Source organism: Microcystis wesenbergii NRERC-220 (assembly GCF_032027425.1).
Taxonomy (GTDB): domain Bacteria; phylum Cyanobacteriota; class Cyanobacteriia; order Cyanobacteriales; family Microcystaceae; genus Microcystis; species Microcystis wesenbergii_A.
On record NZ_JAVSJA010000001.1, the window covers coordinates 4,481,558 to 4,507,833 of the forward strand.

The 26,276-nt window shown below is 43.5% G+C and carries 26 protein-coding genes and 3 pseudogenes; 8 read left to right on the plus strand and 21 right to left on the minus strand.

Annotated features, from left to right (window positions below; genetic code table 11):
• Positions 1-44 precede the first annotated feature (44 nt).
• Positions 45-761 carry a lysophospholipid acyltransferase family protein gene (locus tag RAM70_RS21725; protein ID WP_045360752.1) on the plus strand — a complete coding sequence of 239 codons (717 nt, stop codon included), beginning with the start codon at positions 45-47 and terminating at the stop codon, positions 759-761.
• Between the two features lie 404 nt (positions 762-1,165).
• On the opposite strand, the gene RAM70_RS21730 is transcribed toward RAM70_RS21725, so the two are convergent.
• The 3 genes and pseudogenes from RAM70_RS21730 to RAM70_RS21740 form a co-directional block, all read right to left on the minus strand.
• Positions 1,166-1,846 carry a Rho termination factor N-terminal domain-containing protein gene (locus RAM70_RS21730; protein ID WP_312675601.1) on the minus strand — a complete coding sequence of 227 codons (681 nt, stop codon included), beginning with the start codon at positions 1,844-1,846 and terminating at the stop codon, positions 1,166-1,168.
• Positions 1,843-3,177: an AAA family ATPase gene (locus RAM70_RS21735; protein ID WP_312675603.1), complete on the minus strand. Its 1,335-nt coding sequence runs from the start codon at positions 3,175-3,177 to the stop codon at positions 1,843-1,845. The genes RAM70_RS21730 and RAM70_RS21735 overlap by 4 nt, the downstream gene beginning before the upstream one ends.
• Before the next feature lie 59 nt (positions 3,178-3,236).
• A pseudogene (locus tag RAM70_RS21740) lies at positions 3,237-4,382 on the minus strand (RRXRR domain-containing protein).
• Positions 4,383-4,681: 299 nt separating this feature from the next.
• Here RAM70_RS21740 and RAM70_RS21745 point away from each other — a divergent pair.
• Positions 4,682-5,095 (plus strand): GAF domain-containing protein, encoded by a 414-nt coding sequence (locus RAM70_RS21745; RefSeq protein WP_312675605.1) that lies wholly within the window; start codon positions 4,682-4,684, stop codon positions 5,093-5,095.
• On the opposite strand, the gene RAM70_RS21750 is transcribed toward RAM70_RS21745, so the two are convergent.
• Both RAM70_RS21750 and RAM70_RS21755 read right to left on the minus strand, forming a co-directional pair.
• The gene (locus RAM70_RS21750; RefSeq protein WP_312675606.1) at positions 5,092-5,862 is read right to left on the minus strand and encodes an FkbM family methyltransferase; all 771 of its coding nucleotides are present in this window, start codon (positions 5,860-5,862) and stop codon (positions 5,092-5,094) included. The genes RAM70_RS21745 and RAM70_RS21750 overlap by 4 nt on opposite strands.
• Positions 5,863-5,886: 24 nt before the next feature.
• Positions 5,887-7,121, minus strand: a pseudogene (locus RAM70_RS21755) (RNA-guided endonuclease InsQ/TnpB family protein).
• Positions 7,122-7,229: 108 nt separating this feature from the next.
• Here RAM70_RS21755 and RAM70_RS21760 point away from each other — a divergent pair.
• Both RAM70_RS21760 and RAM70_RS21765 read left to right on the plus strand, forming a co-directional pair.
• Positions 7,230-7,625, plus strand: coding sequence for a helix-turn-helix domain-containing protein (locus RAM70_RS21760; protein ID WP_312673188.1), 396 nt, complete (start codon positions 7,230-7,232; stop codon positions 7,623-7,625).
• Positions 7,610-8,197: pseudogene (locus tag RAM70_RS21765) on the plus strand (IS630 family transposase); the annotation flags it as partial. The gene RAM70_RS21760 and the pseudogene RAM70_RS21765, both read left to right, overlap by 16 nt.
• A gap of 216 nt (positions 8,198-8,413) precedes the next feature.
• Here the strand turns inward: RAM70_RS21765 and RAM70_RS21770 are convergent.
• Positions 8,414-9,607: an NAD(P)/FAD-dependent oxidoreductase gene (locus RAM70_RS21770; protein WP_312675607.1), complete on the minus strand. Its 1,194-nt coding sequence runs from the start codon at positions 9,605-9,607 to the stop codon at positions 8,414-8,416.
• A 941-nt stretch (positions 9,608-10,548) separates the two neighbouring features.
• Here RAM70_RS21770 and RAM70_RS21775 point away from each other — a divergent pair.
• Complete coding sequence (locus RAM70_RS21775) at positions 10,549-10,899, plus strand: hypothetical protein (protein ID WP_002793181.1); 351 nt, start codon at positions 10,549-10,551, stop codon at positions 10,897-10,899.
• On the opposite strand, the gene RAM70_RS21780 is transcribed toward RAM70_RS21775, so the two are convergent.
• From RAM70_RS21780 to RAM70_RS21845, 14 genes are all read right to left on the minus strand, one after another.
• A complete protein-coding gene (locus RAM70_RS21780) occupies positions 10,900-11,469 on the minus strand; it encodes an ExbD/TolR family protein (RefSeq protein ID WP_045360745.1) in 570 nt (189 codons plus the stop codon). It abuts the gene before it with no gap.
• A gap of 18 nt (positions 11,470-11,487) precedes the next feature.
• Positions 11,488-12,126, minus strand: coding sequence for a MotA/TolQ/ExbB proton channel family protein (locus RAM70_RS21785; protein WP_080754329.1), 639 nt, complete (start codon positions 12,124-12,126; stop codon positions 11,488-11,490).
• 713 nt (positions 12,127-12,839) lie between these two features.
• A complete protein-coding gene (locus tag RAM70_RS21790; protein WP_002739849.1) occupies positions 12,840-13,787 on the minus strand; it encodes a F0F1 ATP synthase subunit gamma in 948 nt (315 codons plus the stop codon).
• A 237-nt stretch (positions 13,788-14,024) separates the two neighbouring features.
• Positions 14,025-15,533 (minus strand): F0F1 ATP synthase subunit alpha, encoded by a 1,509-nt coding sequence (gene atpA / locus RAM70_RS21795; protein WP_002750072.1) that lies wholly within the window; start codon positions 15,531-15,533, stop codon positions 14,025-14,027.
• A 68-nt stretch (positions 15,534-15,601) separates the two neighbouring features.
• Positions 15,602-16,150 carry an ATP synthase F1 subunit delta gene (gene atpH / locus RAM70_RS21800; protein WP_045360743.1) on the minus strand — a complete coding sequence of 183 codons (549 nt, stop codon included), beginning with the start codon at positions 16,148-16,150 and terminating at the stop codon, positions 15,602-15,604.
• Positions 16,151-16,693 (minus strand): F0F1 ATP synthase subunit B, encoded by a 543-nt coding sequence (locus tag RAM70_RS21805; RefSeq protein ID WP_002800069.1) that lies wholly within the window; start codon positions 16,691-16,693, stop codon positions 16,151-16,153. It lies immediately after the preceding gene.
• A gap of 126 nt (positions 16,694-16,819) precedes the next feature.
• The gene (locus tag RAM70_RS21810; RefSeq protein WP_002769600.1) at positions 16,820-17,251 is read right to left on the minus strand and encodes a F0F1 ATP synthase subunit B'; all 432 of its coding nucleotides are present in this window, start codon (positions 17,249-17,251) and stop codon (positions 16,820-16,822) included.
• A gap of 230 nt (positions 17,252-17,481) precedes the next feature.
• Positions 17,482-17,727: an ATP synthase F0 subunit C gene (atpE, locus tag RAM70_RS21815; RefSeq protein WP_002740068.1), complete on the minus strand. Its 246-nt coding sequence runs from the start codon at positions 17,725-17,727 to the stop codon at positions 17,482-17,484.
• Positions 17,728-17,957: 230 nt separating this feature from the next.
• Positions 17,958-18,707 carry a F0F1 ATP synthase subunit A gene (gene atpB, locus RAM70_RS21820; RefSeq protein ID WP_002739857.1) on the minus strand — a complete coding sequence of 250 codons (750 nt, stop codon included), beginning with the start codon at positions 18,705-18,707 and terminating at the stop codon, positions 17,958-17,960.
• Between the two features lie 58 nt (positions 18,708-18,765).
• Positions 18,766-19,128 (minus strand): ATP synthase subunit I, encoded by a 363-nt coding sequence (locus tag RAM70_RS21825; RefSeq protein ID WP_002739749.1) that lies wholly within the window; start codon positions 19,126-19,128, stop codon positions 18,766-18,768.
• A 520-nt stretch (positions 19,129-19,648) separates the two neighbouring features.
• The gene (locus tag RAM70_RS21830; RefSeq protein WP_045360740.1) at positions 19,649-20,437 is read right to left on the minus strand and encodes an ion transporter; all 789 of its coding nucleotides are present in this window, start codon (positions 20,435-20,437) and stop codon (positions 19,649-19,651) included.
• 79 nt (positions 20,438-20,516) lie between these two features.
• Positions 20,517-21,434, minus strand: a complete 918-nt coding sequence (locus RAM70_RS21835; RefSeq protein ID WP_045360739.1) for an NAD(+) kinase — start codon at positions 21,432-21,434, stop codon at positions 20,517-20,519.
• 23 nt (positions 21,435-21,457) lie between these two features.
• The gene (locus tag RAM70_RS21840; RefSeq protein WP_190381726.1) at positions 21,458-22,435 is read right to left on the minus strand and encodes an SDR family oxidoreductase; all 978 of its coding nucleotides are present in this window, start codon (positions 22,433-22,435) and stop codon (positions 21,458-21,460) included.
• Positions 22,436-22,496: 61 nt separating this feature from the next.
• Positions 22,497-23,387, minus strand: coding sequence for a S66 peptidase family protein (locus RAM70_RS21845; RefSeq protein ID WP_190381725.1), 891 nt, complete (start codon positions 23,385-23,387; stop codon positions 22,497-22,499).
• A 58-nt stretch (positions 23,388-23,445) separates the two neighbouring features.
• On the opposite strand from RAM70_RS21845, the gene RAM70_RS21850 reads away from it, so the two are divergent.
• The 3 genes from RAM70_RS21850 to RAM70_RS21860 all read left to right on the plus strand — a co-directional run bounded on the left by RAM70_RS21850 (position 23,446) and on the right by RAM70_RS21860 (position 25,755).
• On the plus strand, positions 23,446-24,282 hold the full coding sequence (locus RAM70_RS21850) for an Rpn family recombination-promoting nuclease/putative transposase (protein WP_312675619.1): 837 nt from the start codon (positions 23,446-23,448) through the stop codon (positions 24,280-24,282).
• A gap of 96 nt (positions 24,283-24,378) precedes the next feature.
• The gene (locus RAM70_RS21855) at positions 24,379-25,239 is read left to right on the plus strand and encodes an Rpn family recombination-promoting nuclease/putative transposase (protein ID WP_045360732.1); all 861 of its coding nucleotides are present in this window, start codon (positions 24,379-24,381) and stop codon (positions 25,237-25,239) included.
• Between the two features lie 315 nt (positions 25,240-25,554).
• Entirely contained in the window at positions 25,555-25,755 is a 201-nt protein-coding gene (locus RAM70_RS21860) for a hypothetical protein (protein ID WP_045360731.1), read from the plus strand.
• A gap of 17 nt (positions 25,756-25,772) precedes the next feature.
• On the opposite strand, the gene RAM70_RS21865 is transcribed toward RAM70_RS21860, so the two are convergent.
• Complete coding sequence (locus RAM70_RS21865) at positions 25,773-26,231, minus strand: cupin domain-containing protein (RefSeq protein WP_002758047.1); 459 nt, start codon at positions 26,229-26,231, stop codon at positions 25,773-25,775.
• Between the last annotated feature and the right edge of the window lie 45 nt (positions 26,232-26,276).

The window sequence follows — 26,276 nt, forward strand, 5'->3', positions numbered from 1 at the left end:
TGGTCTAAGTCAATAAAAACAATCTTAAGGCCGATTTTTTTTTTATGACTCTGCTTACCCCCCTATCTACCTCTCGTTTAATTCTTGATACCACACGCACGGGCCTGTTTACCGTCGGTCAAGAAAATCTACCCAGCCAAGGAGTGGCGATCGTGGTAAGTAACCATCGCAGCTTTTTGGACGCGCCGATCTTAATTCAAGCTTTGGGCAAAACTCTCCCGATCGCCTGTCATCACTACATGGGAAAAACGCCGCTTTTGCGGGAATTAATCGGAGAATTGGGCTGTTTTCCCTTTGATACCCCCGAAAAACGCCACCAGACTTTTTTTCGGCAAGCAACGGATTTTTTACAGTCCGGACGATGGATCGGTTTATTTCCAGAAGGTGGCTCGCCGATGTTAAATTTGACTCCTCCTCGTCAAATTAGCCGTTTTCAAAGCGGATTTGCCCATTTAGCTCTGCGTTGTCCCGTGGAGAATCTATCGGTCTTACCTGTGGCTATTCTCTCTGAGTCGGAAACTGCTATTAGTCCTTTTCCCGTGCGTTTGCTACGCTGGTTAGATACCACGGAACCTTTATTCGATCAAGATGGTTGGCATCCCGTTGTATTTTATCATCGTGTCAAGGTGGCGATCGGTCGTCCCTACCGAATTACTGAAAGCGATCGCTCAGATTATCAAGGTAAACAAGGAAAAAAAGCGATTAATCGTTTAATTGGTCATTGTCAGTCGGAAATTAGCGATTTATTGCTGAAAGGGTAAGTCAGGAGACAGGAGACAGCCTTGAATCAGTTATCAGTTATCAGTTATCAGTTATCAGATGTGAGTTTTCAGTTCACTGATTACTGTTTACTGTTCACTGAAAATACTTCCCACTTCCTAACTCATAATTCATAATTGATACTGGAGTGATTTGTTATAAGTAGGGAGGCACAATTATTTGTAGGATGGGTTAGCGGTAGCCTAACATGATCGGGCGTTGGGTTTCATGCTTCAACCCAACCTACGTTCTAGGGTTGATTCAAGGTAGGGTTGATTCAAGGTAGGGTTGATTCAAGGTAGGGTTGATTCATGAATCAACCCTACCCCGACTGTTTACTGTTCACTGAAAATACTTCCCACTTCCTAACTCATAATTCATAATTCATAATTCATAATCCTTTTTCTTATTGCGCTAATATTCTGACTAGCTCTGCTTTCTTCATCTTGCTTAAACCAACGATTCCCTTTTCTTTGGCTAGAGTCTTTAATTCAGAAACAGTCTTGAGTTTGAGAGTTTCTTCTGAAAATTCCTCAATCACTGGTTGAGGAGTGAGATAAAAGACAGTTTTGAGTAAATCTAATCCCTTCCCTTTTGTAATTCCACACTTGAGGGCAACAATTGAGTCTAAACTCTTCCAGAATTGACGGGGAGCCTCATCAATCCTAGCAGTAGCAGTAGCTAATTTAACTGTTTTTAGGGGGCTATTCGGTTGTTCAATTAAGAACTGTAAAGCAGATTTAATTTCTTCTCTTGAAGCTGTTGAAAGATTTAGTTTTGGGGTTTCTTCTCTTGCCAAAACTCTGGATATATTCCTAGCATCTTCTGTTCCATCGGCAATAATACACCAAATTCTTTCTAGTCCAGCCCTTTCAGCCACAGCATAAACAAATGAGTTGCCGATAACTTCATAGCGATCCTCTGATAATTCTTTGACGATTACAGGCAGCCAATTGCGTCCACCTGTCTGCTGTAATAGTTTGGCAGTAACTTCAATTAAAAAACTATCAGCATCGGTCCCATTGGTAATTTCTATTTCATCTAGGTATAGATACTTTAAAGTACCAATATCGGTATATTCCATCATTGTAAAAAATACTCCTTTGCTAAGTCTTGGTAGTAGTAATAAACGGAAATATGTTTATAAACGGCAGGCACGCGCTCAAAAGCAGCACTGGCTATAATAGCGTATTCTGGCAGGTGGTGAATATGTAAATCTTTTTTGGCAGGAGCGAGTTTGGGATAAAAATAGGGTACAAGGTTTTTGTCATTTTTTAGTATTTGATTAATTTCTTTTTGGGCAAGCTGTAACTGTGGTTGAGTAATCTTCTCACCGTTGAAAAAAATTGGTAAGGCTATGGGAGTCCCATCTTTTTTTGATTTTTGCATTTCCGGCAGAAACTCCTTGATGGCAGTGGCTGCATTATTAAGGGAGAATGAATTGTTATGTTTTGTGGGTAAGAGGACAACATCGGCAGCATAAACAGCCAGCTGGCTAGTAAATCGCCAATTGGGAGCTGCATCTATAAAGATGTAATCATATTCATATCTAGCTAAGTCTAATTTTCTATGGAGAGTGGATATTTTCATTTTAGAATGATATTCAAATTCCGTCAGCCCTGCTATTTTAGGATCAGCAGGAACAACATCGAAGGTGATTTGGAGTTTTGTATTTTTAAAAATATAAGGAATAATCACTGATTTTAGATCAATATTCTTATCAGTTAAAGCCTTTTCTAGTAGTCCATTTTGTGGTTTTATATTTAGGAGAGAGCTAGTTAAATCTCGTTGATTAAAATCAAAGTCTAAAACTAAAACTTTTTTACCTAAAAAAGCAAGAATAGCCGCAAGATTTATGGTTGTGGTGGTTTTGCCTACACCGCCTTTATTATTGTAAACAGTAACCGTTAATGCTTTGGGAGTCTTGTCAATTTTTGTCTTGATCAGAGCTATAGTATCATCAATGTTATCAGGGGTTAGCTGTATGCAAGTAGTAGCAGGAAAAATTGTTTTACCGTGTTTTCTAAATAACTGGATGTGTAAACTATTAGTGATAATTCCCCATTGGGATGCTTTACAGTTAGTCCCTAATAACTGACGCTTTAACTGATTGACAGTTGACGCATACTTTGGACTATTTTCAGTTAGGTTAATCTCTCTACCCTTTAACTCTATCAGCAGAAAAGGATTACTCTTTGTCTGTAAAAAAATATCGTTTCCTAGGTTTCTCCGAGTGGCAAAGTCGGTAATCCCACCGCCTCCCGTGTCGTACTGTGGAATTATCTCCGTGGTTGAAAATCCTAAATATGATATCAGGTAAGGTGCAAAGTTTGTGCTAACAATCGCTTCAGACGCACTTTGAGGCAAATGCTGAAGATAAGATTTGAGACTTTTTACTTTGGGGGTGTTATCTTTCATCGAAAAAATGGGTCTGAAACCCCGCCCTTTAGCGATAGCGGAGGGCAGCTTTATATGAGTTAGCGAGAAACAATTAAACCGTTAGAACGACGAATTAACTGAATCTTACTAACAGCTATCTGTCCCAATCGTTTCCAACTGGTATCGCTTACAGATAGCTGTTTTTCGGTATCTCCACTTACATAACCAATCCCTTTGGGAGAAGAAACTAAATCTCCTTTACGGAACCCATGTCTTGTGGTAGAGCCACCATATTTACGTCGTTTACCACCTTTAGAAAAAACCATCAGGTGAAGTTGACGACGACTAATAGGAGGACGTTTGATGACAGCAAAGGGAGCGTTCGTTACTTTAACAGAACCCTTCCAATCGTATCCATGACTATTAGAAGCATGAAATGGCCAATAATCTAAAAACTGAAAACAGGCAAGAGCAATTCCATCGTTAGCATGACTTTCTGGTGATTGTTCTGCTTTATTTTTGGACTTTTCTAGTCGCAAATGTTTTCTAAGATTAGAGGTTTGCCAACCAAAGCGAGTATGGACTGTTGCCAATTGAGATAGTTGCTCAATAGCCCATTTCTGTCCGACCATAACCGACGAGAAACCTTTTCCAGACTTAGCTCCTTTTCTACCAGAAGTTAGATCAATATCGGCTTTGATGTACTCAAAGTAAATATCGGTAATTGGATAGATTTTGGTTAGTTCGGAAACGACTCGAAGTTCAAGTTGACCCTTCGGCTTCGCTCAGGGTCAACGTCGAGCGAAGTCGAGACGTTGACGATTAGCTCTGATTGAGGGAGCTAATTTTCCTGTTCTTCTATTTGAGAATCGTTTTTGTCGATGCGCTCTTAGATTAAAAGAAAGTTGGCGGTTAATCCGTCTTTTTCTACGTCCTCTTCGCATTAACCGTCTATTGTCCATGCGCTCTTTTACTCGTTTAAAAGGAAGTTCTAAGTGAGCCTTCCAAAGAGTAAAAAGAGAGGATTGAACGCCAATTCCAGAGAATAATTTACCCGGGTCAATACCAATAGCAATCGGTTGGGTTTTACTATCGGAAGGTTCATCGGTTAGCTGGACATAGAAAATATCTAAGTCGTTGAATTTACCGATAGCTTTTCCTTCCTTAATCCACCGTCTGGCCCGACTAGGTTTGGTGGGCATTAACGGTTTTCCGTCTTTTGAGATAACAGGAACTCTTGCCATGGAGATAATCCTTAAGAGTGAAGTTAATGTCCCTTACCGCAACACAATCAAGATGTCTTGTCTAACAACGCTTTACCAATAAAGCTGAGAGGGAATCCGAACTAGGGAAGCATTCGGAAGTCTGTGCCAGATTGTGTCTCGGTGCGGTAGTCTCTACTTGCGTCGCCTAAATTGGTTTAGGCAAGCTCCGTCCCTTTTAGGGCGGGGTTAGTGACTTCAGTTCACAAACTATAGACTAAAGTTAATGAATTGCTGTTTTTTTGAGTATAACACTCTATTTCCTCAACCCCTAACCCATTATGGAAAAATTAACTAATCTCGATCGCTTGGCTGAAGAAATTTTAGGTTTAATTCCAACAGAAACGGTTATCATTGCCCTATTTGACGGTGATAGTATTGATTATTGCGCGGGTGCGGGTAAAAACACCGGGGCAATTGTCGGCAAAAGGGGTGATATTGCCACGTCGGGATTGTGTACGGTGGTTTACCAGGGTAGTTGTCCGGTGGTGGTGGGACAAACCCTAGGAGATAATCGCATTCGTCAGGATATAGCGGTGGCTTTGGGGATAAAAACGGCTTTAGCTGTGCCAATTAGGGTTAATAATCAGTTATTTGGCGCAGTAATGCTTTTAAACCGTCTCGATGGTCAGGAATTGACCGATCGAGATAGTTTGTTAGTGGAGGAATATCTTTGTTCTTGGCCAGATTCTTAGTAAAAGCGATTTTTGATCAGATTGGCATTGACGAATAAAGCGTTACAGTAAATTAGTCCTTCATAGGGATAGGGAGACCAATAGGATAAATCGTATAGACCATTAAAACGAAAGCCTTTTTGATACAATTGGTCGTAAATTTTTGTAAAAAATGTATGGCGAAAATCGGAGGGACGAAACCCAACTTCTGAAAGAATCATGGCAATTTTTCTCTCTTCTAGAAAATTGGTTGCTCCAGCTAAAACCTGTAGCTCATAACCCTCTGTATCCATTTTAAGCAGGTCTATCCTATCTATCCCCTGAGCTTGACAAAAATTATCTAAGCTATCAATTGTAATTGCTTCTGTTTTGTCGGTGGATTGGCCTTGATTCTCGCCTATGGGCCGGTTTAAGGCATCGGTGAGGGAGTTTTTTTGAGAATTAGAGTTTAAGATAATTGTTTTTTCTGAAGGTTGCTCGCCTAAAGCGATCGGAAAACAGCGAATTCGCTGATTATCAGCAAATTTTTGAGATAATTGGGCAAAAGTTTCCTTGATTGGCTCGAAACAAAGAATATCAGCTTGAGGAAATTTTTGATGAAAGTAACTACCTGTTTGTCCAATATTGGCCCCGACATCAAAAATAATCCTTGGTTGCTGGTGATGACAAATTCTTTCTATATCTGAGGCCACATCCCAACCAGCAGGGAAGGAATCGGGGGAAACTTTCTTGTAAGTCTGAAGACTCAATTCATGAATCAAATTTTTCAGCCGGCTTTTAATGCTCATAATTGTTTTTTGACACTCCCCGCGCTAAAGCGACGGGGATTCTTGGTTCAAAGAGATTACTTGCTTAGACAGAATCGCTTCTGAAAAAGTAGAGGTATTCTCTCCCCAAGCGTTTATCGGATCTAGCCCGAAAGTTCCCGTATGCCCTACGGTACTTAACCCTTTTTTAAGGATATTGATAGCGGCGTTTTCATCCCTATCTAAAACACACCCACATTTACACTGATGGGTTCTAGTCGATAAAGATTTCTTAACAATTTCACCACAGTTTGAACAGTTTTGGCTTGTATAATTCGGTGAGACAGCAATCGTTATCTTGCCGAATTTAACCCCAAAATACTCTATCCATTCCCGAAACTGATACCAGGCCGCATCATTGATCGATTTAGCTAGACAATGATTCTTGACTAAGTTCTTAACTCTTAAATCCTCGTAGGCTATCACATCGCTAGAGTGAACTACGCACCGTTCGGCTGAGCTCACGGCCGAAGCCTTGCTAATTTCACAGCAAAGTCTTTACGTTGCCTACTTACTTTAAGGTGAGCTTTAGCTAATCTTTGTCTAGCTTTTTGACGATTTTTACTTCCCTTTTTCTTTTTAGATAATCGCCTTTGAAGTCGTTTTAATCGTTTCTCAGACTTTCTCAAGAATTGAGGATTATCAACCTTGTCGCCATTGTGATCTGTATAGAAAGAAGCCAAACCTACATCTAAGCCAATACACTTACCTGATGGTTTAACATCTTCTTTAACGTCACAAGAAAGGACAAATTGACAATAATAACCGTCCGCTCTCCGAATCAACCTAACCCGTTTAATATCGGATTCTTGAAAGTACCCTAAATCCCAAGTTCCTACCAACTTAAGAACACCAATGTTTTTCTTGTCAGTGAACTTAACAGTTTTAGGGCTAAGAAGCTTCCATCCTGATTGTTTGTATTCAACAGAGCGAGATTTTTTAAATTGAGGATACCCCTTTTTGCCTGATACTTTACGTTTACAGTTGTCGTAAAAACGACTAATTGAACTCCAAGCACGTTCAGCACTTGCCTGTCTAGCAGTTGAATTAAGTTCATCGGCAAATTTAAAGTCCTGAGCTAATTCTTGAGAATATCGGTATAAATCGTTCTTACCCGTACCTTTTGTATCCATCCATAACCTTACACATTTGTGACGGATGAATTGAGCAGTACGAATAGCATCGTCTATGGCTTGATACTGTTGAGTTTTAGCTTTAACTTTAAACTCTAAGACAAACATTTTACGCAGGGGGGACTTAGACAAAATCAGTATATAGCGGTATGCACTTGCATGAGGTACAATAGAAGAGGACAATAAATTATAGACCTAGGCAGGAGCCACGACCCGATGAAGCCCTATTCTTTAGACTTGCGACAAAAGATCATCGAGACCTACGAGGAGAATAACCTCTCACAACGTGAGTTAGCCAAAAGATTTAGAGTAGCTTTAAGCTTTATCCAGAAACTAATCAAGCAGTGGCGTGAAACAGGAAATCTAAATCCCCGACCGCATGGTGGAGGACAAAAACTCAAGCTTAAGAGCGACGAAATTATCTTGCTGGGCGATTTAGTCCAAGAAAAGAAAGATGCCACCTTAGACGAGTTAAGAAAACAAATTGAGGAAAAAACACAGACGGTGGTGAGTAACTCAACAATCAGTAGAATTTTAAAACGGCTAAATTTAACTCAAAAAAAAAAAGCTTACACCCTAGGGAAAGAGACACGGAAAGAGTGCAAAAATTAAGAGAAGAATATTGGGAGAAAATCCGAGATGTTAGAGCGGAAGATTTGGTTTTCGTTGACGAGTCTGGCTCTAATCTAGGGATGACAAGACTTTATGGCAGGGCTGAAAAAGGTCAGAGAGTGTATGATTCAGTTCCGTTAAACCGAGGAAAAAACGTCACGATAATTGGAGCGATAGCGCTCAAAGGCTTGCTGGCTTTTATCAATGTATTTGGAGCCGCAAATGGTTTAATATTTGAAGCATTTATTGCTACATTATTAGTTCCAAACTTGTGGAAAGGAGCTTGTGTATTAATGGATAATGCTTCGATTCATCAAAAAGAAACCCTCGAACCAATTCTTCAAGAAGTCGGTGCTAGACTGGAGTTTTTACCTCCCTATTCTCCCGATTTTTCTCCCATTGAAAACTGTTGGTCGAAAGTGAAAATACTGATTCGTTCTATGTCACCTCGTACCTATGCTGATCTAGAAAAAGCGCTCGTTCAAGCCTTTAGTCAGATTACATTGCGAGACATCCATCACTGGTTTACCCATTGTTGCTATTGCGATACCCCTTTTAAAGAGCCTACCTAGTCATCCATGCTGTACCTCATTCAACTGAAACCCGCTATAGCACAATAAAAGTTAAGTTAACAAGATATAGTTTAAAAAGCCGTCCTAAAAGGACGGGGCTTTAACCCAAAATTTCGGTAAATTAGGAGGGTAATTGATACAGCCAATATAGCAGTCGAAGGGACAAGTAACTAGAGTAAAAAAAGTCACTTTAATTATCCTCTGTCCCTGCAACTGTTACTCAGAAATGAGGGATAGAAGCGGTTGGGTAATCCAGTTGAATGCTACGGCGATTTGATGGTTGAGGGTGGGCAGACGGTAGAGATAGACTAAGCGACGGGTAAGATGGGCAAGGGGACCGGCTAATTCTAGTCCTAAACCGCTAATGGTAGCTTCATCGACTCCGAGGGTCAACATTTCGCCTAAAGGTTGATAACGGAAGGGTAAAGCTGGTTTATCGTGGAAACTCGCCCAAATATTCCAAGCGCAGTAGTCGGACTGTTGAAGGGCGACCTGGGCCGTGGCAGCGTAGGGTTTATCCTCTTGATCGCGACTATCGGCCGCATCGCCGATCGCGTAGATACTGGGGTTTTCGACAGTTTGTAAATATTGATTAACTTTTAGTAATTTGCGCTCATTATGTGCTAAAGGCAAATTAGCGAGCAGTGGGGAGGCGATCGGACTAACGGTCCAGAGAATTAGATCAACGGGGATATTGTCTATCTGTCCCTTGTAGTCAAGGGAGAGGCGATCCGCTTGGATATCGGCGACGGTGGTTTCTAGGTCTAACCAAACCAGACGTTTTTCTAGGGCTTTTTTGGCGGTGTCGCGGTTAAATTGGGTTGAAGGTCCGAGAATATCGCTATTTCTTTCGATCAGACGAATTCTTCCCCTTTCTCCGAGGCGATCGGCCAGCTTACAGGCTAATTCTACGCCGCTATAACCGCCCCCGATAATGGCGACCCGAATTTTATCGCGATCGGATTGTTCTAGGGTTTTGAGTCGATCCCGAAGACGATAGGCATCCTCTAGACTACGAAAGGGGATAGCGTGGGTTCTGGCCCCGGGTAGGAAGTCAAGGGAAGATTGACCACCGAGGGCGATCACGAGGCGGTCGTAGCATATATCGTTTTGATTGTCAAGGGTTATTTTATGATTATTAACATCGATCGCCGTGACGGTTCCCTGTTGGAAGTCAACGGGGGTATTAGCGAGCAATTCGCTGAAAGGGGGAGCAATTTCCCAGGATTGCAGTTCTGAGGTGACTAATTCGTAGAGAAGGGGAGAAAATAAAAAGCGATCGTTTTTATCAATTAAGGTAATTTGAGGGGGGTGTTGATCGGGCCAAGGCAATTGACTCAAACGTAAAGCAGTATAGAGTCCACCAAAACCACCACCGAGAATACAAATTTTTGGGATTGAGTCAGTCATATCGATCGCTGAGGGTTTTGTTTCTTATTTTGACACTCCCTGCCGTAAAATGGCTCTCTTATTCTTTGTGTGATCAGTTTAACTGATATAGAAGCGATCAATCTTTGTGTCCTTTGTGCCTTTGTGGTTCGTTCCACGCACTCGCCAGCAAGACTGTATCTTAGAATACATTTTACCCACCAAACCTAAGAGAGCCGTAAAATGGACGGGGAAACTTAAACCCAAATTTTCGGCAAAGCGAGGAAAGAAAAATAGTTTTATATTTATCTACCCAGCCAAATCGTCAACAAAGCCACAATTGTAGCCAGAAAAAGGATATGATTCATCCAATCGTCGAAAGACCAATTTTTAAACATATTTAGTTCCTTAAAATCGAGGCTTACCGCTCAACAGCTTACCTTAATTTCTGATAGAAGTGCTATTGGCTGCAGCTGGTTGACTCTGGCAATATATTAAGATTAGTTAAACGTAGGTTGGGTTGAAGTATGAAACCCAACGCCCGCATAGTTTACGCTACCGCTAACCCATCCTACAAATAATTGTGCCTCCCTACTTAGGGTTGGCTGAAAAAGTTTTTCGTGGGGGTAGGGTGTGGGGTGTGGGCTTCGGCCGTGAGCTCAGCCGAACGGGTGTGGGGTTTTAGCGATTTTGAGGGGGTCAATTACCTAATTTTCAGGGAAAAAGTCCCTGAATTTTCCCCCCGATCACTCCCATGTCCGGTACTTTTTGATTGACAAAAGGTCTAAAAGTCTTACCCAACAAGGTTTTTAGATTTATGCAGCCAGATATACTTAGAAGTGCTATGGCTGGTTGACTCTGCCAATCTATTAAGATTAGTTAAGGGCAGTAAAGGAATCGTTAAATCAATCATAAATTGTCATAGTCCATTTCCTCCAGAGCCTAGCATAGAGGGGAAGCCTCCTTTATACCCAGGTAATTGCATGAATGGACTACAACAACAGATTATCAGTCTTGATCGGAAAGTCGATCATCTACAGGATATTGTCGAGAGCCTCAGCCGGCAAATTGCTATCCTAGCTGGGGATAAATCGAGTCGTTCTCCGCGTGAATCTTTGGAAATGGTCGGTTTTTCCGAGTTATCCGATAATAGCCTCTACGATCATAAAGATATTCTCCGAGATCACGGTGGCAAACAATCCCCGGCTGTCAATGGAGAAAATTCTTTTTCCGATGAAATCCAAATTCGCCGATTAACGGCACAATTGACGGCGGCCTACAATCGCATTGCTGCTCTCGAAGAACAATTACTCAGCTATCGCATCCATTCCTAGTTAATTTCTGCCCAGAGGATTGGGTAAACCGGGTGAGGTGGGATTAGTCGGCAAATTGGGCAAAGGATTGCTATTTTCCAGGGTGGGATTGTTAGCCTCCCCCGATAGAGTCGCTAAAGCCACGCGATCGCCGCCCACCTGTCGCAGCAGGTCTAAAACCCCTACCACTTCGTTATAACTGGCATTTCTGGAGGCATTCAGTACCATCAGTCCATTGGGACTATATTGATGATAATTCTTGATTGCCTCGAATAACTGGGGGCGAGTCACCATCTGCTTTTCGACGTAGAGTTGTCCGAAATCATCGAGACTAACCACCAACATTTCCCGCATCGGGGTGGTGGCGGTACTAGCTTTCGGTAAATCGAGGCTGATCGCCTGTTGCCGAGATAATCCCACTGCACCGAGAATAAAGAAAGTGAGAATACAGAAAATTACATCGATCAGAGGAATGATATTAACCTGCACATCCTCTTGAATGCGGTGTTGATCATGCCATAATTTCAGGGGACGAGCCGTAATATGGCTGCTTTTTGTTGTTTTGGGTTGCTGGATTTTAGTTTCGGCCATGGCTGATAAGGGAGAGATTTAGCGATCGAGCGGTTTTTCTAGGTTAGCACTGAGGGCGTATTGTTGGTCTTCTCCATCTAGCCAACGTTGACGGTAGATAATTTCTAAATCACTGCCGGCCTTGCGAAAAATTCTAGCTTGATTGAACCAGAGTCCCTGAAAAATGCGATAGAAAGCGAGGCTAAAAATAGCGACAATTAAGCCGGTAGCGGTGGAAATTAAAGCTTCACTAATACCTAAAGTTACCCCAGCTGTAGAGGAAGTTCCCAGGTCACTTAATTGAATATTGGCCAAAGAGGTAATTAAACCGAGTACCGTCCCTAATAATCCTAACAGGGGGGAAAGGGCGATGACTGCCTCAAGGATTTTATCGCCCCGTTTCATTAGGGATAACTGTTCATCGGCAGCCGATTCGAGGGCAAAGTGAAAAACCTCTGGATCTGGATTTTCTAAGCGAAGAGGTGCATAAAGATAACTACCAATGGGATGATTGCGGGAATCTCTGGCGACTTTTGTCGCCAAATCCCAATTACGGATGGCCGATTCCATAATCCGGTTTAAAATCTGGCCTTCACTGAGGAGGGTGCGACTCCAAAACCAAATTCGTTCGATAATAGTGCTAAGAGCTAAAATAGACAGAAAAAGCAGCGGCCACATGGCCACTCCGCCTTTTTGGATTAAATCAGTTATACTCACGAGTTGTTTTGTCCCTCCAATACCGGGCGATCGGGTAATGATTATAGTTTAGGATTTAGGTTTATAGATTGACATTTATCGTCCTTACGCTGACTTACAATACAGGATGAGATGGGGCTTTTCAAGGGGCCAGAAGATGTCAAAAAAGGGATTGCCCTGACTCCATTTGAACCTAATTCTGGCCTGAGAAGTCTAAACCACGGCTATCTAATACCAAATCCGTTGAGTATAGGCTACATATCAGGATAGGCAATAGGCAATAGGCAATAGGCAATAGGCAATAGGCAATAAGTAGTCGTGCAAAATTAATTTCCTAGTCGAGACAGGAGACAGGCTTCGGCCGTGAGCTTTTGCGTTCGACAAAAGCTCACGCCGAGGTCCGAACGGAGACGGTCGTCAGGAGACGGGAGACGGGAGACGGGAGACGGGAGACGGGAGACGGGAGACGGGATACAGCTATTAGGGATCGGATTTGAGTTTTCAGTTCACTGTTTCCTCACATCAGAAGTCTGACGGAGTAGTGGCTTAGATGTGTAATTAATTGTGCTTAGATACTTAGGAGGAATAGATAATCAGTTTTTAATAACCGGATTTAGTATTACGCCAGCTAATATAAAAAAAAGGAGTGAAAATAATCACTCCTACTGATAATCACAAGAAAAACTGGCTTAAATCTAGAGAGCGTTTGCCCCCGCTACTACTTCTAACAATTCTTGGGTAATAGCGGCTTGACGCGCTTTGTTGTAGGTACGGCTTAAAGTCCCAATTAACTCGCTGGCGTTCTCGCTGGCGTTACTCATCGCCGTCATCCGGGCTGCTAATTCACTAGCTGCCGATTCCTGGAGGGCGCGCAGTAATTGGTTATTTAAGTACAAAGGTAGGAGAGAATCCAGGATTTGGACCGGATTCTGCTCAAAAATCATGTCTTGGGGAAAAACCTGCGCTGGTTGGCTGGCCATTTTTTCCCGTTGTACCTTAAATTTTCCCTCTTTAGTCACCAAACGGAAAATCTCGTCATCCTGTACCGCTAAACCTTGGGTAGTTAAAGGTAACAGGGTTTGAATCACCGGAGTGGCACTGATCAAGGAGATAAAACGAGTATAAACCAACTCGACGCGATCAACTGTTTCCGATAAAAATAAGGAAAGCAATTCATCCCCAATAGTGCCAGCTTCATCAGCAGTGGGAATCTGTTCGAGGTTAATAAATTTAGCGGCAATGGGAGCATTGCGGCGCTCGAAATACTGTGCCGCTTTCCGGCCGGCAATAACTAATTGATAGTTAATCCCTTGCTCTTTTAATTCATTCATCCGTTGTTCGGCACGACGGATGACGTTAGTATTATAACCGCCACAAAGGCCTCGATCTCCTGTGACTACCAACAGAGCCACGGTTTTTACTTCCCGTTGGGCCAGCAGGGGTAAATTAACATCACTAAAGGCTAAACGACCTTGAAGATTATAAAGTACCTGAGCGAGGGCATCGGCAAAAGGACGGGTACAGAGAACTTGTTCTTGGGCGCGGCGCACTTTTGCTGCCGCCACCAGACGCATGGCCTCAGTAATTTTTTTGGTATTTTTGACCGATTGAATTTGGTCGCGAATCGCTTTGAGATTAGGCATAATTCAGTTATCAGTTATCAGTTATCAGTTATCAGTTATCAGTCATCAGTTATCAGTTATCAGTTATCAGTTATCAGTTATCAGATTGGAGTTTTAAGTGAGCAGTATGTGTTAAGTGAGCAGTATTAAATAGCAGTTTCTTGCCATCTTTTCATTGTTTACTGATCACTGTTTACTGATCACTGTTTACTGGTCACTGATAACTGAAAAGGCTGACAGCTTAAAGCTCACAGAAGTTTACTTGAAAGCCTGTTTGTACTCGTTGATGCCATCTTTGAGCAGGCCTTCTGCTTCGTCGTTGAGTTGTTTTTCAGTGCTGACGATCTCAACGTAGCGAGGTTTGCTGGTTTTCAGGTATTCGCGTAAACCGGTGCAGAAATCGATAACTTTATCGGTGGCGATATCGTCGAGATAACCGTTTAAACCGGCATAAACCACCGCCACCTGTTCCCAAACGGAGAGGGGGAAGTTTTGGGGCTGTTTCAGGATTTGACGCAGACGTTGACCGCGAGCGAGTTGTGCTTGGGTGGCCGCATCAAGGTCAGAAGCGAATTGAGCAAAAGCTTCTAATTCGTCAAACTGGGCTAATTCGAGTTTTAATTTACCAGCAACTTTCTTCATTGCTTTCGTTTGGGCCGCCGAACCGACGCGGGATACGGAAATACCAGCGTTAATTGCGGGACGGAAACCAGCGTTAAAGAGGTCGGTGGAGAGGAATATCTGACCGTCAGTAATCGAAATTACATTGGTGGGAATGTAGGCAGAAACGTCACCGGCTTGGGTTTCGATAATCGGCAGGGCGGTCATGCTACCACCACCGAGGGCATCGCTGAGTTTAGCGGCACGTTCTAGTAAACGGGAGTGGAGATAGAAAACGTCGCCGGGGTAAGCTTCCCGACCGGGAGGACGACGCATGAGCAGGGATAGCTGACGATAAGCTTGAGCCTGTTTGGTGAGGTCATCATAGATAACTAGGGTCGCTTTGCCTTTATACATGAAGTATTCGGCGATCGAAGCTCCGGTGTAGGGGGCGATATACTGGAGGGTGGCGGGGTCGTTAGCGTTAGCGGCCACCACCACGGTGTAATCCATGGCGCCTCTTTGGGTGAGGGTGTCGATTACTTGGGCGACGGTGGAGGCTTTTTGACCGATGGCGACATAGACACAGATCACGTCTTCGCTTTTCTGGTTAATGATCGTGTCAATGGCGATCGCTGTTTTACCAGTTTTTCTGTCACCGATAATCAACTCCCGTTGGCCACGACCGACGGGAATCATGGCATCGATAGCGGTAATGCCGGTTTGCATCGGTTCACAGACGGATTTGCGAGCGACAATACCGGGGGCGGGGGATTCCACCAGACGGGTTTCGCTGGCGAGGATGTCCCCTTTCCCGTCGATGGGACGACCGAGAGCATCAACCACGCGGCCGACTAAGGCTTCACCCACGGGAACCTGAGCGATTTTACCGGTAGCTTTCACCGTACCGCCTTCTTTGATCCCGAAACCGTCACCCATTAACACCGCGCCGACGTTATCTTCTTCGAGGTTAAGGGCGATACCGACGGTTCCATCTTCAAATTCTAATAGTTCTCCCGACATGGCCTGTTGTAGGCCGTAGATGCGGGCAGTACCGTCACCTACTTGTAGGACGGTTCCCACGTTGGAGACCTGTACTTCTTGGTTATAGGATTCGATCTGTTGACGAATAATCGTGCTAATTTCGTCGGGTCTGATAGCTACCATAGTTTAATCTGGGAAAAGGTAAAAAATTGGGAGGTGAAAAAACGGCAAAAAAGGGAGATTAGATGACCTTAGCGCAGGGAGAGGCTGAGGCGTTGTAGTTGACCGCGAATGCTGGCATCAAAGACCTGAGAACCGACTTTGATCACCACACCACCGATGAGGCTGGCATCAACTTTAGTTTTCAGTTCGACCACATTTGCCCCGGTTAGGGTTTTCACTTTGTCGATGACGATTTGTTTTTGGCTATCGTTCAATTCGGTGGCCGAGGAAACTTCCGCTAAAACGGTGTTAGTCAGCACTCTAGCCAGGGTGAGATATTGTTGACAAACGGGTTCTAAAAATTGAATCCGACGTTTATCGACCAATAACATCATGAAGTTAGTTAAATAGGGGTTGGCGCTGCTCCCCATTACTTGGGAAAGAACGGCTTTTTTAGCTTCTTCTTTGATGACGGGATTGCCGATAAAAGCTCTTAGATCGGGGGCATTTTCCAACAATTCTAAGAGGGATTTAATTTCGCCGCCGATCGCTTCTAATTGTCCGCTGCTTTGGGCGACGGAAAGTAATGCTTGGGCGTAGGGTTCGGCGATTTCTGAACTGATTAAACTTCCCTGCATCTATTTACCTCCTAGGTTGGCCAAACTGCGATCAATTAGGGTTTGTTGTACCGATTCTTCCAGGCCGGCGCTTAATTGGGATTCCACATTAGCTAAGGCTAAAGCGGTAATTCTTTGGCGTAATTCTACTAAAACGCGATCCTGTTCCGCCGAGAGATCTTTAGCGGCACTTTCGCGCATTCTTTGAATATCGAGTTCGGCTTGGGCGGCGATGTCGGCGGTGACAGCTTTAGCTCTAGATCGAGAGTTATCGATAATTTTTTCCGCCTCTTGTTTTGCCAGGGCGAGTTTTTTCTGTTCTTCGGCGAGGGCGGTAGCGGCAATATTTTTCCGGTTTTCAGCTTCGGCTAAAGCTTCAGCAATCTTCGACTGACGTTCTCCGAGGATTTGTCCGAGAACTTTGCGGCCGTAGAAGATGACTAAACCGAGCAGAATCGAGAGGTTAAATAGGTTAGTTCCTAAGATATCGGTGTTGATGCCGAATCCCTCTGCTGCCGCTTCCTTCGCCTCCGTGGCTAATAATAAAATTGTGTCGATGATCATGATTATTGAGGGCGGGGAGTAGGTTGTTCAGTTATCAGTTATCGGAGGTAAGTTTCCAGTCTTCTAACTCCTGATGACTGAGTTCTATCTTTTTACTGATCACTGTTATTAACCAATGGCTGGGGTTTAGCGAACGAGTTCGGGGCCGAGGAGTTTTTCGAGAATTTGACGGGAAAGAGAGGCCACTTGTCCTTCTAGAGAACGAAAGGCTTCTTCTTTCTGTTGGGCAATTTCGGCGGCGACGGCTTCTTTACGAGCGATCGCTTCTTTTTGGGCTGCGGCAACTCGTTCGCTGGCTAGTTTTTGGGCCTCGGCTTGCGCTTGGGCGATAATCTCTTGGGATTGTTTACGCGCTGAACTTAATTGCAATTCGTACTCTTGTACCAGTGCTTCGGTTTTGGCTAGTTGTTCTTTGGCTCCGCCTTCCGTTTGCCGAATATACTCCGCCCGTTCATCTAAAACTTTACTGAGGGGTTTATAAAAAACGGCGTTCAGGATCACTGCCAAAAGAATAAACTGTAGTGCCATCACTGGCAGGGTGGCATCGAAATCAAACATTGATTTATTCCTGATAAATAGAAGCTATAGGCAGGTTCAAAAAAGGAAGACGATCCCCCTGATTTAACAATAAACAGTCAGGGGGAATCACTAAAATTCCCTTAATTAGCTATCAGCCTTCCGTCCCAAAAACTAGATTTTTTAGTTGGCTGCTTGGGCGTTTTTTGAGAGTTTTGAAAACTCCGCTGCCAAGCTGGGGACTGGGGGCTGATAGCCCACTGCTTTTTTAATTAGGCGAAGGGGTTAGCGAACAGTAAAACGAGAGCGATAACCAAACCGTAGATGGTTAAGGATTCCATGAATGCCAAGCTGAGGAGAAGGGTACCACGAATTCTTCCTTCAGCTTCGGGTTGACGGGCGATACCGGAAACAGCTTCTCCAGAAGCGGTACCTTGACCAACACCGGGGCCGATAGCGGCTAAACCAACGGCGAGGGCGGCGGCGATAACGGAAGCGGCAGCTACTGTGGGGTTCATGGTGATTTTTTCCTCTATTTACTAATCAATTTCAATCTGTTGTTTACAGAGCGCGTTCTCAGCCTCAAAAAATGGCTGGTTTTCTGCTCAAAACTCCCGAAAGAGTTTTTGGGAAAGAACGATCCTAGAATTCAGTTGCTCATCCTGAATTCGACCAATAATTTCTTAGTTATTATCCTATTATTTGGACACTTTTTCCTAAGAAATTTTTCTGTTTTCGTCCCTCGCTTTTAAGCGTGTTCTTCTTCGTGTTCCGATTCCAGGGCCTCATGGATATAGGCCCCAGCAAGGGTGGCGAAGACAAGGGCCTGGATAGCGCTGGTAAATAAACCGAGAGCCATCAGGGGTAGGGGTACGACTAGGGGGACAAGGAAGACTAATACGGCCACTACCAACTCGTCCGCGAGGATGTTTCCGAAAAGACGGAAGCTGAGGGAGAGGGGTTTGGTAAAGTCTTCTAAAATTTTGATCGGTAATAGCACGGGAATCGGCTCTAGGTAGTGAGCGAAGTAACCGAGTCCTTTTTTACTGATGCCTGCGTAGAAGTAGGCGAGGGAAGTCAGTAGGGCTAACGCCACCGTGGTATTGATGTCGTTAGTGGGGGCGGCTAATTCTCCTTCGGGCAGTTCGATTAACTTCCAAGGAATCAAGGCCCCTAACCAGTTAGAAACGAAAATAAATAAAAATAGGGTGCCGATGAAGGGCAACCAGGGTCGATATTCCTTTTCTCCTAGCTGGTTTTTGGCTAAATCGCGCAGAAATTCCAGAACGTACTCCATGAGGTTTTGAATACCGCTAGGGACTTTCTGGATTTTGCGGGTAGCGGCGATCGAGGCGATGATTAAGATAGCGAAGACGATCCAGGAGACCGCGATCACTTGCCCGTGAATTTTTAGTCCGCCGATGTGCCAGTACCAGTGTTGTCCCACTTCCAGGGAAGCGAGGCTATAAAAATTAAGCACACTTAAACTGTCTAACATTTCTACCTTAGAGAGATTCGGGTTCGCAAATCAGGGTTATTTTTAACGGTCAAAGGGTTTAGGAATCGGCTTTCTGCTCCAGCTTGAAGATGGTTTGCAGAGTATAGACGATGATCGCCCCTTTATAGGTCAAAAACCCCAAAAAAACTGGCACTATGTGCAGTTCTTGCCAACGACTGGCGATGATGATTAATCCGGCGAATAGGGCTAATCCTTTTTTGCCCACGCGATTTTTCGTTACCCCCAATTTTTCCACTTCCCCGGCGAGGAGTTTTAGGTAAACAACTCCCACCATTGCCCCTAATAGGTAATTAAGGGCGGTATTGAGGGAATAAAACAGCCACACGGGTATAAAGATCAGACCGCTTAAGATCAGGGTGGTGATCAATAAGGTGTTTTGTAGTTGATAGTATTCCCGCATCGGATCTGACGGCGGGTTGGTTTCTGGGGTTGGGGGAGATTCGATCGATGGGTCAGACAAGGTACACCTAAATCAGCGATAGACTAATCTCAATATCTGGATTGCTTTCCGAGCTATGACGCTCAGGTGAGCCACAAGACATATTATCACGGCAGTGGCAACAATTATTAAGCAATTGTAAATTGTCATGATTCCGTCGGCCATCGGTCGTCGGTCGTTAGGAGTCAGGAGACTCCGAGACAGTTATCAGTTATCAGTTATCAGTGGCTCTCTTGGGGTTATAGTGATGAGCAAATCTTATCGAAGAAAGGGCGTAGGCTATAGGTCTCTACCAATCACACAGGTGCAATGTAGGGGCGCAACGTGGTCAGTGAGTTTATCGAACTGCTTGCGCCCATAATGTAACAATGTGAACATTTTTCAGCCAATATCCAAGAGAGCCTTTTCAGTTCACTGATTACTGATTACTGTTTACTGATCACTGAAAAGATCCCCACCCTCCCTTTGTCCAGAATTACTCTCAATCAGGTTTTTTTAAGAGTTTTGCGCCACAGTTTTTACAAAAATTGGCATCTATATCGTGACGGGGTAAACCACAATCTGGACAAGGATAATCAATTTGAGTGCCAGATTTTAATATTTGTTTAGTCAGAGTGCTAATTTGCAAGGGAATTAACAAAACTCCCGTTAAAATCATTAAAACTGTCACCATTTTGCCCCCATCAGAAAGGGGGGTCACATCCCCGAACCCCACGGTAGTCATAGTCACAACGGCGAAGTAAAAAGCATCAAAAAATGTCCGATAGACTTGAGGATTAATCGGGTGTTCGATCTGATAAATTAAACCCGCATAGACAAAAATAATCGAAAATAGAGTTAGTAATATGCGAGTAAATACTATTTGATCAGAAGTTTTAATCCGAAAAATAGAAAGATCGGAACCAAAAAAACGAATCACTCGCAAAATTCTAAACCAGCGAAAAATTCTAAAAAACCTAATATCAAAAAATCCAAAAAATAGAGGCAGAATTGACAATAAATCTAGGATGGAAAAAATATTAAAAACAAAGCCTAGTTTTGATTCCGCACACCAAAACCGAATTAAATACTCTAGGGAAAATAAGCTTAAAATTCCCCAATCAAGCTGACGTAACCACATTTGCCAAATGGCGGATAAGGGATAGGTTTGAGCCACATAAATCCCCAAAGATAGTAAAATTAATGCCAAGATAAGCAGATTTACCGTCAGTCCGATCGCCGTGGTGACATCCTCTAAATAAAAAGCTATCTTGGCACGAAAAGAGAGCATAAATTCAGCTATCAGTAAACAGTAACCAGTAATCAGTGAAATGAAAAATACCATCTGATCACTGATCACTGATCACTGATTAAGGTAATTCCACCGAAGTTGGTTTAGCAATATGAGGCAAACCCCAACCCAATTTTTCCCGGAGGATGCGGAAGAATTCCGTAGATTGCAGACGAATAAAATGGACTTGGTGGGGCGATTTCTGCACATTAATTCGATCTTCTGGCAAGATATAAGAACCGCCATTACCGTCCACTACCATCACCATCCTGTTGGCAGTTGCTGGGAAAATATTCACAGTTTCCTTGTCAGAAAATACCAAGGATCTGGAAGCTAAAGAATGGGGACAAATGGGGGCTAATTGTAATACCGGCACATCGGGAGTTATTACCGGGCCACCGGCGCTGAGAGCATAGGCAGTAGAACCGGTAGGAGTGGAGAGAATCACCCCATCGGCAGCGATATCGACGGGTGCGTGTTCACCAATTTGAATCTCAAAATGACACATACTGGTGAGGGGTTCCCGGTGGACGACCACCTCATTGAGAGAAAGTGCCTCCCAGAGGAGGGTATCTTCGCGAAACAGTCGCACCGTGATCATCGAGCGATTTTCGATGGTGTAATTCCCCTCTAGAACCAGTTCTAAGGCGGGTTCAAGCTGATTTAGGTAAATTTCGGTCAAAAAGCCCATGTGTCCCGTATTGACCGTTAACAGGGGCAAATTGAGGGTGGCCAACTGCCGGGCCGCCGATAGGACTGTACCATCGCCCCCCAACACGATCGCAAAACTTAAATCTTGCTCGAAGTGGGGGGGGACTAACTGATCGATCGGGGTAAAACAAACTGGACGAGAGGGTTTAGAATGGCCTAGCAGGCCACCGCTGCCGGTGGCCATAAACACCTGCCAACCTAAAGAAAGTAGCTGATCTTGTATCTGATGGGCTGTTTTACAAGCGATAGGCTTAATATCGTTGTAAATAATGCCGATTTTGGGCATTGACAAATTTTCCTACTGCTGAATCACGCTTTCTTTTTGAAAGGAGTTTTCTTCTTCTTCTGAGCTTTTTGTTTCTCGAAGTCGATTTCCTTGAGCTTCTTGAGAATGCGGCTAAAGTATTCTTGTAAATAGGATTCTAAAGTAGTTGTTTGACTCGGATCAAGGCCAAATACTTGATAAACTTCTGCCATGGGGGCATCAAGAGCTTGATCACTAGCGAGAACTTCCGCAAAAGCTAGTCGGTCAGATATATTATAAGTCCATTGGAAACAACGGCTTATTCCTCGCATAAAACGCAGTAATCCCATGGGTAAACGCCAAATTTTCCCCTCTTTACCCGATAAGCGTTCGCAAACTTCGATAATTTCTTCAGCTTTCCAAGCTTTGCTGCCGACTACGGGATAGGATTGACCGACGGTTTCGGGGACTTCTAAAGCGCGAACGGCGAATTTAGCGATATCTTGGGTGTCCATGTAGGCGATCGCCGTACTTTCCCCCGTGATCCAGACCGTTTGATTATCTAACATCGGGATGGCGTATTGACCGATTAACCCCTGCATGAAGCCACAGGGACGGAGAATTGTATATTTTAAACCCGATTCTGCTAGAAATTTCTCGGTACAGCGTTTTATCTCCATCAAAGGCACGTTGGGATATTTTTCGGCATTGAGAATCGAGAAGAAAATAAAGCGATCAACTCCGGCAGTTTTGGCCGCTTGAATCAGATTAACTTTACCATCCCAATCCACCTGTTTAATGCTGGCTGAGTCCGTCGCCCGGGCAGTAGCGGCATCGATCACCGCGTCCATTCCCTCTAAAGCAGTAATAATCGTACTTTTATCCCGCAGGGTTCCCCCGACTAATTCCGCGCCCCATTCCTTCAAAAAAGCCGCTTTTCTCTGACTGCGGACCAAACAACGCACTTGATGTCCCTGATCGATGGCATGACGCACGATCTGTCGCCCTAGGGTTCCTGTCGCACCGACAACTAATACTTTCATCTATAATTAATTTTTTGTTACATTTGTTAACACTTCTCTAAGATACTATCAAAAAAGTGGATCATTGGGGATAGAAAAATTCTAAGATTCCCCGATCCCCGTCCAGTTCTACCATTGTTCCCACCGGTAAAGCGGCATTATCGCCATCATGACCGAAAGGTAACTCAGCAATAACCGCAATACCCAAATCGCCCAAACGCTCTTTTAAGACTTCCTCTACGGTTTGACTATCACTACCGGGGGCCGCCAGACAACGGCTAAAACGACCGAGAGCAATGGCTTTAATTTGGGAGAAAATGCCCAGCATTCGCCACTGAGTTAACATTCGATCGATCCGGTAGGGGGCCTCGGTTACGTCCTCTAGGGCTAAAATTACCCCCTCTAGGGTGGGTTGAACCGAGGTTCCGAGGAGATGGGTGGCTACGGTTAAATTAGCTGGTAATAAGCGTCCCCGCACTTTGCCCCCACCCCAACCTTGACCGACAAGAGGGGCTAAAGGACGACCTTCCAGGAGAGAAAAGAGGCGATCGATTGATTGGGGACTTTCTTGGGCTAAGGTGGTTAAAACTGGCCCGTGAACGCTACAAATGCCCTGTTTCGCTAAACTCCATAAAATCCCCGTCACGTCGGAAAAACCGATTAACCATTTGGGGTTAGTTTTTGCCCATGTCCAATTTTCCAAGAGGCGAGCGCTACCGTAACCCCCCCTAGCGCAGAGAATTGCTTGACAATCGGCATCTTGCCATGCTTGGGCTAAAGCTTGACGACGTTGCTCGTCGCTACCAGCGAGATAACCGAGACGATTGGCCCAATTCTCGCTAAATTCCACTTGATAACCCCTCGATCGCCAGATTTCTACGCCTTTTTCTAGGGCGGCTAATTCCTTGACGGCTCCACTGGTGGCCACCAGAGAAACTTTAGCACCGGGTTGCAGAAACGATGGGATGATCATAGATTAATTCTCTTTTGTTGGCGGATTAAGCGGAAATTACAGGTAATTTTGTGACAGCATGAAAACTGACAGCATATTCTATCGAATGTTTCTCGATTTTCCCGATTCGTTCTTTGAATTAATCGAACGACCCGATGTTATCGTAAGCAATTATCGATTTACTTCCCAAGAAGTTAAACAACTAGCTTTTCGATTGGATGGTTTATTTTTGCCGCTCGATAATCTGGAAAATTTGCCTTTTTATCTGGTAGAAGTGCAGTTTCAAAAGGATGAAGACCTATATTATCGATTATTTTCGGAACTTTTCTTGTATCTTAGACAGTATAAACCTTTGTCACCGTGGCAGATAGTTGTTATTTATCCTAGTCGAGAAATTGAGCGAGAACATCCCCAGCAATTTGCTGACTTGTTATCCTTGGAAAGGATTAAAAGAATCTATCTGGATGAATTGGCCAATGATGAGACTCCTTCCTTAGCGATCGCTCTGATCAAATTGGTTACGGAAAGTGAGAGTCAAGCTGTTAATTCTGCTAAGATTTTAATTAAACAGGCTCAAAGAGAAGTCAGCGATCGCTTAGTACAGAAAAATGTCATTGATTTAATCGAAACGATCATCATTTATAAATTACCCCAAAAAAGTCGAGAGGAAATTGAAGCTATGTTGGAACTACAAGACCTAAAACAAACTCGTTTCTATCAAGAAGCTTTTGGAGATGGAATTGAACAGGGAATTGAACAGGGAATTGAACGGGGAATTGAACAGGGAATAAACTTGCAAAAATTGAAAACAATTCCTCTACTGCAAGACCTCGGTTTAACCCCGCAACAAATCTCGGAACGCTTAGACTTGACTCTGGAAACAGTGCTTAACTATTTGACACAACAGCAACAATAATCAATCCTGTTTAAACAGTCTAGAAAAGCAGCAATTGCTAAGTAGTGGGCAAATGAATAGTAGCGAATCAGTGACCTTTAAGCTATCAGCGATGACATGAAAACTGACAGCATATTTTATCGAATGTTTCTCGATTTTCCCGATTCGTTCTTTGAATTAATCGAACGACCCGATGTTATCGTAAGCAATTATCGATTTACTTCCCAAGAAGTTAAACAACTAGCTTTTCGATTGGATGGTTTATTTTTGCCGCTCGATAATCTGGAAAATTTGCCTTTTTATCTGGTAGAAGTGCAGTTTCAAAAGGATGAAGACCTATATTATCGATTATTTTCGGAACTTTTCCTGTATCTTAGACAGTATAAACCTTTGTCACCCTGGCAGATAGTTGTTATTTATCCTAGTCGAGAAATTGAGCGAGAACATCCCCAGCAATTTGCAGATTTGTTAGCCTTGGACAGGATTAAAAGAATCTATCTGGATGAATTGGCAAATGATGAGACTCCTTCCTTAGCGATCGCCCTGATCAAATTGGTTACGGAAAGTGAGAGTCAAGCTGTTAATTCTGCTAAGATTTTAATTAAACAGGCTCAAAGAGAACTCAGCGATCGCTTAGTACAGAAAAATGTCATTGATTTAATCGAAACGATCATCATTTATAAATTACCCCAAAAAAGTCGAGAGGAAATTGAAGCTATGTTGGAACTACAAGACCTAAAACAAACTCGTTTCTATCAAGAAGCTTTTGGAGATGGTATTGAACAGGGAATTGAACAGGGAATTGAACGGGGAATTGAACAGGGAATTGAACAGGGAATTGAACGGGGAATAAACTTGCAAAAATTGAAAACAATTCCGCTACTACAAGACCTCGGTTTAACCCCGCAACAAATCTCGGAACACTTAGACTTGACTCTAGAAACAGTGCTTAACTATTTGGCACAACAGCAACAATGATCAATCCTGTTTCAACAGTCTAGAAAAGCAGCAATTGCTAAGTAGAATGGATAGTAGTGAATTAGTGACCTTTAAGCTATCAGCGATAACTCGATGAATAACGACTTATTGACTTTTCTCGTTTGTGTTGCCCTTCTCATTCTCTATCTAGTTTTTTCAGCTTTAACCGAGATGGGAACAAAATGGCCTTGGACAAAAAAATAGAAATACTTATAGAGGTTAATAAACATAAAATAGGGTCAGGGATTCGGTCATTGGAAAGATTCTAGAGATTTGCTATCTAAATAATTAACTCTATCGCTCTACTGATAAAATATGAAACTAATTGGTGATATTTCCCCGAGCTTGGATTTATTCTTGTTGCTTTTTTTCTGGCATTGTCTCATCGGTGGCATTGCTACAGTCATCGCTATCAATAAAGGCTATCCAAGATTAAATTGGCTAATCTTCGGACTTCTGGGAGGAACCTTTACCTTTTTTATCGCCCTCTTTCTAGAAAAAAAGGCCAAAATTTAAGGTATAACATGGCTTGATTATCCTTTAATAGTTCCCATCAACACCTCTAAATCTTCCGCGTCTAACTCCTCTGGGATACCATTACGAATTAATTCCGAAAAATCCTCATTGGGAACCATAAAACATAGTGCATACAGTCTTCCGTCCCCCACATTTCTAATCTCGTGAATACCCGTGGGACGGACTAATAAACTATCCCCTGGACCTAGGGGAATTGGTTTACCATCACAGATAGCCATTCCTTCCCCTTTGAGGATAAAAAACATTTCTACGGCAAAATGATGACGATGGGTAGGGGTGCGACCGTGGGGATCGAAAATTTCCACACAGACGGTCAAGGAATCCCCCGCTACGGTAGAATCAAAGACGATCGCTAAACGATTCGTATCCCCAGCGCTAATGCGAAAAACTTGATAATCCCGGGGAGATCGAATCACGGGTAACATACAATGATCGCTGGTTAGTTGGCTATTCATCGCTGATCTCGATCGAACTGTGGATGATTCTAAGACTAGCAAAAA

Coding starts and splice junctions, on each gene's coding strand:
- RAM70_RS21810 (WP_002769600.1), bottom strand. CDS start 17,251: ATGTTTGATTTCGATGCCACCCTGCCAGTGATGGCACTACAGTTTATT.
- RAM70_RS21830 (WP_045360740.1), bottom strand. CDS start 20,437: ATGCTCTCTTTTCGTGCCAAGATAGCTTTTTATTTAGAGGATGTCACC.
- RAM70_RS21745 (WP_312675605.1), top strand. CDS start 4,682: ATGGAAAAATTAACTAATCTCGATCGCTTGGCTGAAGAAATTTTAGGT.
- RAM70_RS21840 (WP_190381726.1), bottom strand. CDS start 22,435: ATGAAAGTATTAGTTGTCGGTGCGACAGGAACCCTAGGGCGACAGATC.
- atpA (WP_002750072.1), bottom strand. CDS start 15,533: ATGGTAGCTATCAGACCCGACGAAATTAGCACGATTATTCGTCAACAG.
- RAM70_RS21855 (WP_045360732.1), top strand. CDS start 24,379: ATGAAAACTGACAGCATATTTTATCGAATGTTTCTCGATTTTCCCGAT.
- RAM70_RS21845 (WP_190381725.1), bottom strand. CDS start 23,387: ATGATCATCCCATCGTTTCTGCAACCCGGTGCTAAAGTTTCTCTGGTG.
- RAM70_RS21785 (WP_080754329.1), bottom strand. CDS start 12,126: ATGTGGCCGCTGCTTTTTCTGTCTATTTTAGCTCTTAGCACTATTATC.
- RAM70_RS21865 (WP_002758047.1), bottom strand. CDS start 26,231: ATGAATAGCCAACTAACCAGCGATCATTGTATGTTACCCGTGATTCGA.
- RAM70_RS21805 (WP_002800069.1), bottom strand. CDS start 16,693: ATGATCATCGACACAATTTTATTATTAGCCACGGAGGCGAAGGAAGCG.
- RAM70_RS21730 (WP_312675601.1), bottom strand. CDS start 1,846: ATGATGGAATATACCGATATTGGTACTTTAAAGTATCTATACCTAGAT.
- RAM70_RS21860 (WP_045360731.1), top strand. CDS start 25,555: ATGAAACTAATTGGTGATATTTCCCCGAGCTTGGATTTATTCTTGTTG.
- RAM70_RS21735 (WP_312675603.1), bottom strand. CDS start 3,177: ATGAAAGATAACACCCCCAAAGTAAAAAGTCTCAAATCTTATCTTCAG.
- RAM70_RS21850 (WP_312675619.1), top strand. CDS start 23,446: ATGAAAACTGACAGCATATTCTATCGAATGTTTCTCGATTTTCCCGAT.
- atpH (WP_045360743.1), bottom strand. CDS start 16,150: ATGCAGGGAAGTTTAATCAGTTCAGAAATCGCCGAACCCTACGCCCAA.
- RAM70_RS21770 (WP_312675607.1), bottom strand. CDS start 9,607: ATGACTGACTCAATCCCAAAAATTTGTATTCTCGGTGGTGGTTTTGGT.
- atpE (WP_002740068.1), bottom strand. CDS start 17,727: ATGAACCCCACAGTAGCTGCCGCTTCCGTTATCGCCGCCGCCCTCGCC.
- RAM70_RS21750 (WP_312675606.1), bottom strand. CDS start 5,862: ATGAGCATTAAAAGCCGGCTGAAAAATTTGATTCATGAATTGAGTCTT.
- RAM70_RS21790 (WP_002739849.1), bottom strand. CDS start 13,787: ATGCCTAATCTCAAAGCGATTCGCGACCAAATTCAATCGGTCAAAAAT.
- RAM70_RS21775 (WP_002793181.1), top strand. CDS start 10,549: ATGAATGGACTACAACAACAGATTATCAGTCTTGATCGGAAAGTCGAT.
- RAM70_RS21760 (WP_312673188.1), top strand. CDS start 7,230: ATGAAGCCCTATTCTTTAGACTTGCGACAAAAGATCATCGAGACCTAC.
- RAM70_RS21825 (WP_002739749.1), bottom strand. CDS start 19,128: ATGCGGGAATACTATCAACTACAAAACACCTTATTGATCACCACCCTG.
- RAM70_RS21780 (WP_045360745.1), bottom strand. CDS start 11,469: ATGGCCGAAACTAAAATCCAGCAACCCAAAACAACAAAAAGCAGCCAT.
- atpB (WP_002739857.1), bottom strand. CDS start 18,707: ATGTTAGACAGTTTAAGTGTGCTTAATTTTTATAGCCTCGCTTCCCTG.
- RAM70_RS21725 (WP_045360752.1), top strand. CDS start 45: ATGACTCTGCTTACCCCCCTATCTACCTCTCGTTTAATTCTTGATACC.
- RAM70_RS21835 (WP_045360739.1), bottom strand. CDS start 21,434: ATGCCCAAAATCGGCATTATTTACAACGATATTAAGCCTATCGCTTGT.